12 protein-coding genes are annotated in these 7,982 nt (G+C 51.6%); 11 read left to right on the plus strand and 1 reads right to left on the minus strand.

Annotated elements, in window-relative coordinates:
* Positions 1-44 precede the first annotated feature (44 nt).
* Together IB226_RS21945 and slyD are read left to right on the plus strand one after the other, a co-directional pair.
* Complete coding sequence (locus IB226_RS21945) at positions 45-239, plus strand: YheV family putative zinc ribbon protein (RefSeq protein ID WP_007892203.1); 195 nt, start codon at positions 45-47, stop codon at positions 237-239.
* Positions 240-432: 193 nt separating this feature from the next.
* The gene (gene slyD, locus IB226_RS21950) at positions 433-987 is read left to right on the plus strand and encodes a peptidylprolyl isomerase (protein ID WP_049851962.1); all 555 of its coding nucleotides are present in this window, start codon (positions 433-435) and stop codon (positions 985-987) included.
* Positions 988-1,031: 44 nt separating this feature from the next.
* Here slyD and IB226_RS21955 read toward each other — a convergent pair whose 3' ends face one another.
* Entirely contained in the window at positions 1,032-1,250 is a 219-nt protein-coding gene (locus IB226_RS21955; RefSeq protein WP_192237000.1) for a protein SlyX, read from the minus strand.
* A 280-nt stretch (positions 1,251-1,530) separates the two neighbouring features.
* On the opposite strand from IB226_RS21955, the gene fkpA reads away from it, so the two are divergent.
* The 9 genes from fkpA to IB226_RS22000 all read left to right on the plus strand — a co-directional run.
* Entirely contained in the window at positions 1,531-2,361 is an 831-nt protein-coding gene (gene fkpA, locus IB226_RS21960) for an FKBP-type peptidyl-prolyl cis-trans isomerase (protein ID WP_101762637.1), read from the plus strand.
* A gap of 174 nt (positions 2,362-2,535) precedes the next feature.
* Positions 2,536-3,258 (plus strand): transcriptional regulator, encoded by a 723-nt coding sequence (locus tag IB226_RS21965; protein ID WP_007886240.1) that lies wholly within the window; start codon positions 2,536-2,538, stop codon positions 3,256-3,258.
* Entirely contained in the window at positions 3,258-3,644 is a 387-nt protein-coding gene (tusD, locus tag IB226_RS21970) for a sulfurtransferase complex subunit TusD (protein ID WP_192237001.1), read from the plus strand. Before IB226_RS21965 ends, tusD begins: the two co-directional genes overlap by 1 nt.
* Positions 3,644-4,003 (plus strand): sulfurtransferase complex subunit TusC, encoded by a 360-nt coding sequence (gene tusC / locus IB226_RS21975; RefSeq protein WP_101762635.1) that lies wholly within the window; start codon positions 3,644-3,646, stop codon positions 4,001-4,003. The genes tusD and tusC overlap by 1 nt, the downstream gene beginning before the upstream one ends.
* A 9-nt stretch (positions 4,004-4,012) precedes the next feature.
* Entirely contained in the window at positions 4,013-4,300 is a 288-nt protein-coding gene (tusB, locus tag IB226_RS21980; protein ID WP_137386634.1) for a sulfurtransferase complex subunit TusB, read from the plus strand.
* 126 nt (positions 4,301-4,426) lie between these two features.
* A complete protein-coding gene (rpsL, locus tag IB226_RS21985; protein WP_006120575.1) occupies positions 4,427-4,801 on the plus strand; it encodes a 30S ribosomal protein S12 in 375 nt (124 codons plus the stop codon).
* A 96-nt stretch (positions 4,802-4,897) separates the two neighbouring features.
* Complete coding sequence (gene rpsG, locus IB226_RS21990; RefSeq protein ID WP_007886246.1) at positions 4,898-5,368, plus strand: 30S ribosomal protein S7; 471 nt, start codon at positions 4,898-4,900, stop codon at positions 5,366-5,368.
* A gap of 93 nt (positions 5,369-5,461) precedes the next feature.
* Positions 5,462-7,576 carry an elongation factor G gene (gene fusA, locus IB226_RS21995; RefSeq protein ID WP_101762633.1) on the plus strand — a complete coding sequence of 705 codons (2,115 nt, stop codon included), beginning with the start codon at positions 5,462-5,464 and terminating at the stop codon, positions 7,574-7,576.
* Between the two features lie 69 nt (positions 7,577-7,645).
* Positions 7,646-7,982, plus strand: a 337-nt coding sequence (locus IB226_RS22000) for a GTP-binding protein (RefSeq protein ID WP_192237002.1), incomplete at its 3' end; no start/stop codon positions are given.

Raw genomic sequence — 7,982 nt, forward strand, 5'->3', positions numbered from 1 at the left:
ACTATACTTACTTAATCCGTTCACTAACGACGGCAGGAAACAGTATGCGTAAACAATTTATTGCCGGTGCGGTTTGCCCGCACTGCCAGGAAAAAGACACGTTGGCATTGTGGCGTGAGAACAATGTTGATGTGGTGGAGTGCGTCGAGTGCGGTCATCAAATGCGGGAAGCGGATAAGCAGGTGCGCGATCAGGTTCGCAGCAATGAGCAAGTGATCGGCATTTTTCATCCTGAGTAGCGCAATGGCTCAGCTTTTTTTAAGCTTGAACTTACAGCGGGATTGAATTCCGTTACAATCGGCGCCATTAACGCTGAGCAGTATGCAACAACACATTTGTTGGCATCCTCAGTCTTGAACCTTTCTGGTTGGTTATTGCACGCAAAATTGACCAATGGGACGGGATCTTAGTTCTCAACGGTTAGGAGATATCATGAAAGTAGCAAAAGACCTGGTGGTGAGCCTGGCGTATCAGGTTCGTACCGAAGACGGTGTGTTGGTTGACGAGTCACCGGTGAGTGCACCGTTGGACTATCTGCACGGTCATGGTTCCCTGATTTCTGGTCTGGAAAAAGCGCTGGAAAATCATGATGTAGGCGATAAGTTTGACGTGCATATCCCGGCGAACGACGCTTACGGTCAATACGATGACAACCTCGTACAGCGCGTACCAAAAGACGTGTTTATGGGCGTTGACGAACTGCAGGTTGGCATGCGCTTCCTGGCAGAAACCGATCAGGGTCCAGTTCCGGTTGAAATCACCGAAGTTGAAGATGAGCACGTAGTGGTTGATGGTAACCACATGCTGGCGGGTCAGAACCTGAACTTCAACGTGGAAGTTGTGGCGATTCGCGCAGCGACCGAAGAAGAGCTGGCGCACGGTCACGTGCATGGCGCTGATGGTCATCATCACGATCATGACCACGACCATGGTCACGATCACGGCCAGGGCGGTTGTGGCACTGGCGGTTGCGGCTGCAGCCACTAATTAGTGTGATGCTGGCGAGGCCACCTTCGGGTGGCCTTTTCTTTTTAGTAATGTGGCGGCGGGGTTTCTTCAGATTGCGAGGCAATTATCGACGGCGCGCTATCTTTCACTTTATCGATTAACAGACGGACCTGCTCACGCAGTCTGATCATCTCCAGCTCATGCTGAACCACCGTTTGATTGAGCTGATCGATGGTGTATTCCTGAAAAGCCAGCTTGCTCTCCAGCGCCTCAAAGCGTTGTTCCCATTCTGTTGGTTGCATGATCTTTCCTCATCTTGCGGTGCTGCACGTTAGTCTGTTTCGGGCCTGATTCTACGGCCTTTCGCTTCAGAATCACCTGATATTTTACCTTTCCGCGCCATGCTGCATTGAAACGCCGCATAACGCCTATATCTCTGATGAAACTTCCTGAAGCAAAAAAGGTCGGAGGTTGGACGGGTAATTACATTGTGGGAGTGTTCGCCGCTGCCACGTAAAGTTATAGTGTGGGCCTCAGTCCGCAATGATTCCCGAGGTTAGAGGCTTCGGTTTTGGAGAAAGGATGAATTCACTGTTTAAAGTCACATTGTTAGCTACCACCATGGCCTTCGCGCTGAATGCACCGCTGGCAATGGCAGCAGAAACCGCCGCTGCTCCAGCAGACGCCGCTCAGGCTGCGCCGCAAGCACCGAAAAATGCTGCCTTCAAAAACGAAGACCAGCAATCAGCTTATGCACTTGGCGCGTCCCTGGGTCGCTACATGGACAACTCTCTGAAGGAACAAGAGAAGCTGGGCATCAAACTTGATAAAGATCAGTTGATCGCGGGTGTTCAGGACGCCTTTGGCGGCAAGAGCAAACTCTCTGATCAAGAGATCGAGCAAACCCTGCAGGCCTTTGAAGGCCGCGTAAAAGGTGCTGCTCAGGCGAAGATGGAAAAAGACGCGAAAGAGAACTCTGATAAGGGTTCCGCTTACGCTGACAAATTCGCCAAAGAAAAAGGCGTGAAGAAAACCGAATCTGGCCTGCTGTATCAGGTAGAGAAAGAAGGTACCGGTAGCGCGCCGAAAGACAGCGACACTGTGGTTGTGAACTACAAAGGGACGCTGATCGACGGTACTGAGTTCGATAACTCTTATACCCGCGGTGAGCCGCTGTCGTTCCGTCTGGACGGTGTGATTCCGGGCTGGACCGAAGGTCTGAAGCACGTGAAGAAAGGCGGTAAAATCAAGCTGGTGATCCCACCGAACCTGGCTTACGGCAAAAATGGCGTTCCGGGTATTCCGGCGAACTCCACGCTGGTGTTCGATGTTGAACTGCTCGACATCAAACCCGCGCCGAAAGCGGACGAAAAAGCGCAGGCTCCAGTCGCTGCCGATCAGAAAGCACAGTAATCTTAACTTTCTGCATCACGCCGCCCTCGGGCGGCGTTTTTATTGCGGAGAAGAGAGTAAAGGTCTGGCTAAAGACCAGCACATTTGCCAGACTAGCGCCTGCACAATTATCACAATATGAGTCTGCCCCAATGCTGTCGAGACAGGCTCCAGCCATTTAGGGTAATGTCTTCGATGTCTAATCCATTCAATCCCGGTGAACTGACTGACTTCGATTTACTGGAGCAACGTCCGTTCGAGCAAGCAGATTACGATATCCTCAAATCCTACGAAGCCGTTGTCGATGGCCTGGCGATGCTGATTGGCTCGCACTGCGAAATCGTGCTGCACTCGCTGGAAGATTTGAAGTGTTCTGCGGTGCGTATCGCCAACGGTGAACATACCGGGCGTAAAGTGGGTTCGCCGATTACCGATTTGGCGCTGCGTATGCTGCACGATATGCACGGCGCCGACAGCAATGTCTCCAGAGCCTACTTCACGCGCGCGAAAAGCGGTGTGCTGATGAAATCGGTCACGATCGCGATTCGTAATCGCCAGCAGCGCGTTATTGGCTTGCTGTGCATCAACATGAACCTCGACGTTCCGTTCTCGCAGATTATGTCGACCTTTATGCCGCCGGAGATGCAGCAGGTGGATTCCAACGTCAACTTTGCCAGCTCGGTGGAAGATCTGGTGATGCAGACGCTTGAGTTCGCGATTGAAGAAGTGAGCGCTGACCGTAACGTTTCGAATAATGCTAAGAATCGCCAGATCGTGCTCAATATGTATGAGAAGGGTATCTTCGACATTAAAGATGCGATTAACCAGGTGGCCGATCGCCTCAATATCTCCAAGCACACGGTTTACCTCTACATTCGCCAGTTTAAAAGCGGTGATTTTCAGGGGCAGGATCGCTAATGCGCTACACCTTGCTGGTCACCGGACCGGCATACGGCACGCAACACGCCAGCAGCGCGCTGCTGTTTGCGCGCGCACTTATTAAGGCCGGGCACCAGCTGGAGAGCGTGTTCTTCTATCGTGAAGGCGTATTGAACGCCAACCAACTGAGCGCGCCGGCCAGCGATGAGGTGGATATGGTGCGTGAATGGCAGCAGTTGCGCGCTGAAAGTGGCGCCGTGCTGAATATCTGCGTGGCCGCAGCATTACGTCGTGGCGTAACCGACGCGCAGGAAGCCGCGCGCTTGCAACTGGCGGGCAGTAACTTGCAGCCGGGTTTTGAACTCAGCGGTTTGGGCGCATTGGCAGAAGCCGCGCTTAGCTGCGATCGTCTGGTGCAATTCTGATGAACCGCGTAGCTTTTCTATTTACTCAGGCACCGCACGGCAGCAGCGCGGGCAGGGAAGGGCTGGATGCTGTGCTGGCGACGGGCGCACTAAGCGAAGATATCGGTCTGTTCTTTATCGGGGATGGCGTGCTGCAGCTCAATCGCGACCAACAACCTGAGCAAATTCTGGCGCGTAACTACATCGCGACTTTTGGCGTGCTGGAGTTGTACGATATTGACCAGTGTTTTGTATGCGCCGATTCGCTGCTGGCGCGCGGGCAGAGTTTGACGGCTGAACGTGTGTTGGCTGCTGAGGTGCTGGAGGCCGCATCGCTACGCGAAAAGCTGGCTTCCTATCATCGTGTTATTCGATTCTGAGAACTGATCATGCTCTACACGCTGTTGCAATCTCCCTGGCAATGCGACCTCGATAGCCTGCTGCTTTTATTGCAGGAAGGCGACGATCTGCTTTTATTGCAGGATGGCGTCAGCGCCGCTTTGGCTGGCAGCCAAATGTTAATCAAGCTCAGCGCATCGCCGGCTACGCTGTGGGTATTAGAAGAAGATGTGGGCGCGCGCGGCCTGGATGAGCAAATTTCGACCAATGTAGCACGTTTGGACTATACTGGTTTCGTTGCGATGACAGCGAAGCATCCACAACAAGTGGCCTGGTAAGAGCGAAAACCTGGTTATTTCTTGACACCCTTTTGACACAGCCCTAAAATTCTGCCTCCTCGTAGTAATACGAGGCGATTTATTACGTGTTTACGAAGCAAAAAGCTAAATCCCAGGAGCTATTTAATGGCAACAGTTAACCAGCTGGTTCGCAAACCACGCGTACGCAAAGTTGCAAAGAGCAACGTGCCTGCGCTGGAAGCTTGCCCGCAGAAACGTGGTGTATGTACTCGTGTGTACACCACTACCCCTAAAAAACCAAACTCAGCACTGCGTAAAGTTTGCCGTGTGCGTTTGACCAACGGTTTTGAAGTTACCTCCTACATCGGTGGTGAAGGTCATAACCTGCAGGAACACTCAGTGATCCTGATCCGTGGCGGTCGTGTTAAAGACTTGCCAGGTGTGCGTTACCACACCGTTCGTGGCGCGCTGGACTGCTCAGGTGTTAAAGACCGTAAGCAGTCACGCTCCAAGTACGGCGTGAAGAAGCCAAAGGCTTAATGGTTCTCCGTTAAGTAAGGCCAAACGTTTTAACTTAAATGTCAAACTAAACTCGTAGAGTTTTGGACAATCCTGAATTAACAACGGAGTATTTCCATGCCACGTCGTCGCGTCATTGGTCAGCGTAAAATTCTGCCGGATCCTAAGTTCGGATCAGAGCTGCTGGCTAAATTTGTAAACATCCTGATGGTAGATGGTAAAAAATCTACTGCTGAATCTATCGTCTATACCGCGCTTGATACCCTGGCTCAACGCGCTGGTAAAGATGGCCTGGAAGCGTTCGAGGTTGCTCTCGAAAACGTACGTCCGACTGTCGAAGTTAAGTCACGTCGCGTTGGTGGTTCTACCTACCAGGTTCCAGTTGAAGTCCGTCCGGTTCGTCGTAATGCCCTGGCAATGCGTTGGATCGTAGAAGCTGCTCGTAAACGCGGTGATAAATCTATGGCTCTCCGCCTGGCGAACGAACTTTCTGATGCTGCAGAGAACAAAGGTACTGCAGTTAAGAAACGTGAAGACGTTCACCGCATGGCTGAAGCCAACAAGGCGTTCGCACACTACCGCTGGTAACAGCAACGTAGTTGTTATAAACCCAGCGGGCGTCCCAGTGACTCACCTGCTGGGCTTTTTTAACTTAGAACGTCTAAGAATCAGAGGAATCAAATGGCTCGTAAAACACCCATTGAGCGCTACCGTAACATTGGTATCAGTGCGCACATCGACGCCGGTAAGACTACAACTACCGAACGTGTTCTGTTCTACACCGGTGTAAACCACAAAATCGGTGAAGTTCATGACGGCGCAGCAACCATGGACTGGATGGAGCAGGAGCAGGAACGTGGTATTACCATCACGTCTGCTGCGACTACCTGTTTCTGGTCTGGTATGGCTAAGCAGTTTGAACCACACCACGTAAACATCATCGACACCCCGGGACACGTTGACTTCACCATCGAAGTTGAGCGTTCTATGCGTGTGCTTGATGGCGCAGTAATGGTTTACTGTGCAGTTGGTGGTGTTCAGCCACAGTCTGAAACCGTATGGCGTCAGGCTAACAAATATAAAGTTCCACGCATCGCGTTCGTTAACAAAATGGACCGCATGGGTGCTAACTTCCTGAAAGTTGTTGACCAGATGAAAGTGCGTTTGGGTGCAAACCCAGTTCCACTTCAGCTGGCTATCGGCGCAGAAGAAGGTTTCACCGGTGTTGTTGACCTGGTGAAAATGAAAGCGATCAACTGGAACGATGCCGATCAGGGCGTTACCTTCGTTTACGAAGATATTCCAGCTGATATGCAGGAACTGGCTGAAGAGTGGCGTGCGAAGCTGGTTGAAGCCGCTGCTGAAGGTTCTGATGAGCTGATGGAGAAGTTCTTCGGCGGTGAAGAACTGACCGAAGAAGAGATTAAAACTTCTCTGCGTAAGCGCGTTCTGAAAAACGAAATCATCCTGGTTACCTGTGGTTCTGCATTTAAGAACAAAGGTGTTCAGGCGATGCTGGATGCGGTAGTTGAATACCTGCCAGCACCGACTGACGTTACCGCGATTAACGGTATGCTGGACGACGGTAAAGACACGCCGGCTGAGCGTCATTCCGATGACAAAGAGCCGTTTGCTGCACTGGCGTTCAAAATCGCTACCGACCCGTTTGTTGGTAACCTGACCTTCTTCCGCGTTTACTCTGGTGTTGTTAACACCGGTGACACCGTGTTCAACCCGGTTAAGTCAAACCGTGAGCGTCTGGGCCGTATCGTTCAGATGCACGCGAACAAACGCGAAGAGATCAAGGAAGTTCGTGCGGGCGATATCGCCGCTGCGATCGGTCTGAAAGACGTAACCACTGGTGACACCCTGTGTGACCCAGACAACGTCATCATTCTTGAGCGTATGGAATTCCCTGAGCCGGTAATCTCTATCGCCGTTGAGCCGAAAACCAAAGCTGACCAGGAAAAAATGGGTCTGGCTCTGGGTCGTCTGGCGAAAGAAGATCCATCATTCCGCGTATGGACTGATGAAGAAACCAACCAGACCATCATCGCAGGTATGGGTGAGCTGCACCTCGACATCATCGTTGACCGCATGAAGCGTGAATTCAACGTTGAAGCGAACGTCGGTAAACCTCAGGTTGCTTACCGTGAAGCGATTCGCGCGAAAGTTACCGATATCGAAGGTAAACACGCCAAGCAGTCTGGTGGTCGTGGTCAGTATGGCCATGTTGTTATCGACATGTACCCACTGGAGCCGGGCGTTAATCCGAAAGGTTACGAATTTGTCAACGATATCAAGGGCGGTGTGATTCCAACTGAATACATCCCTGCGGTTGATAAAGGTCTCCAGGAGCAGCTGAAATCAGGTCCACTGGCTGGTTATCCGGTAGTTGATCTGGGTGTTCGTCTGCACTTCGGTTCATACCATGATGTCGACTCCTCTGAGCTGGCGTTTAAACTGGCTGCTTCTTTAGCCTTTAAAGATGGCTTTAAGAAAGCACAACCTGTTCTGCTTGAGCCAATCATGAAGGTTGAAGTAGAGACTCCGGAAGAGAACACCGGTGACGTTATCGGTGACCTTAGCCGTCGTCGTGGTATGCTTAAAGGACAGGAATCTAACGCTACTGGCGTTCAGATCCATGCTGAAGTTCCGCTGTCTGAAATGTTCGGATATGCAACCCAGCTGCGTTCTCTGACCAAAGGCCGTGCTTCTTACTCCATGGAGTTCCTGAAGTACGATGATGCGCCGAACAACGTCGCTCAGGCCGTTATTGAAGCTCGTAGCAAATAAGCTACGGTTTAAAAATTGTGAACTGATGCCTTCATGACTCATGAAGGCACAACGTAAGGAATTATCGCCATGGCGAAAGAGCAATTTCAGCGTAACAAACTGCACGTAAACGTGGGCACCATCGGTCACGTCGACCACGGTAAAACCACCCTGACTGCAGCAATTACTACCGTACTGGCTAAAACCTACGGCGGTAAGGCAAGCAAATTCGATGAGATCGATAAAGCGCCAGAAGAGAAAGCACGTGGTATCACCATCAACACTTCTCACGTTGAATACGAAACCCCGTCTCGCCACTATGCGCACGTTGACTGCCCAGGCCACGCCGACTATGTGAAAAACATGATCACCGGTGCTGCGCAGATGGACGGCGCGATCCTGGTTGTTGCTGCGACTGATGGCCCAA

Source organism: Pantoea sp. PNT03 (assembly GCF_014852515.1).
GTDB classification, from domain to species: Bacteria; Pseudomonadota; Gammaproteobacteria; order Enterobacterales; family Enterobacteriaceae; genus Pantoea; species Pantoea leporis.

Coding starts and splice junctions, on each gene's coding strand:
- IB226_RS21945 (WP_007892203.1), top strand. CDS start 45: ATGCGTAAACAATTTATTGCCGGTGCGGTTTGCCCGCACTGCCAGGAA.
- slyD (WP_049851962.1), top strand. CDS start 433: ATGAAAGTAGCAAAAGACCTGGTGGTGAGCCTGGCGTATCAGGTTCGT.
- IB226_RS21955 (WP_192237000.1), bottom strand. CDS start 1,250: ATGCAACCAACAGAATGGGAACAACGCTTTGAGGCGCTGGAGAGCAAG.
- fkpA (WP_101762637.1), top strand. CDS start 1,531: ATGAATTCACTGTTTAAAGTCACATTGTTAGCTACCACCATGGCCTTC.
- IB226_RS21965 (WP_007886240.1), top strand. CDS start 2,536: ATGTCTAATCCATTCAATCCCGGTGAACTGACTGACTTCGATTTACTG.
- tusD (WP_192237001.1), top strand. CDS start 3,258: ATGCGCTACACCTTGCTGGTCACCGGACCGGCATACGGCACGCAACAC.
- tusC (WP_101762635.1), top strand. CDS start 3,644: ATGAACCGCGTAGCTTTTCTATTTACTCAGGCACCGCACGGCAGCAGC.
- tusB (WP_137386634.1), top strand. CDS start 4,013: ATGCTCTACACGCTGTTGCAATCTCCCTGGCAATGCGACCTCGATAGC.
- rpsL (WP_006120575.1), top strand. CDS start 4,427: ATGGCAACAGTTAACCAGCTGGTTCGCAAACCACGCGTACGCAAAGTT.
- rpsG (WP_007886246.1), top strand. CDS start 4,898: ATGCCACGTCGTCGCGTCATTGGTCAGCGTAAAATTCTGCCGGATCCT.
- fusA (WP_101762633.1), top strand. CDS start 5,462: ATGGCTCGTAAAACACCCATTGAGCGCTACCGTAACATTGGTATCAGT.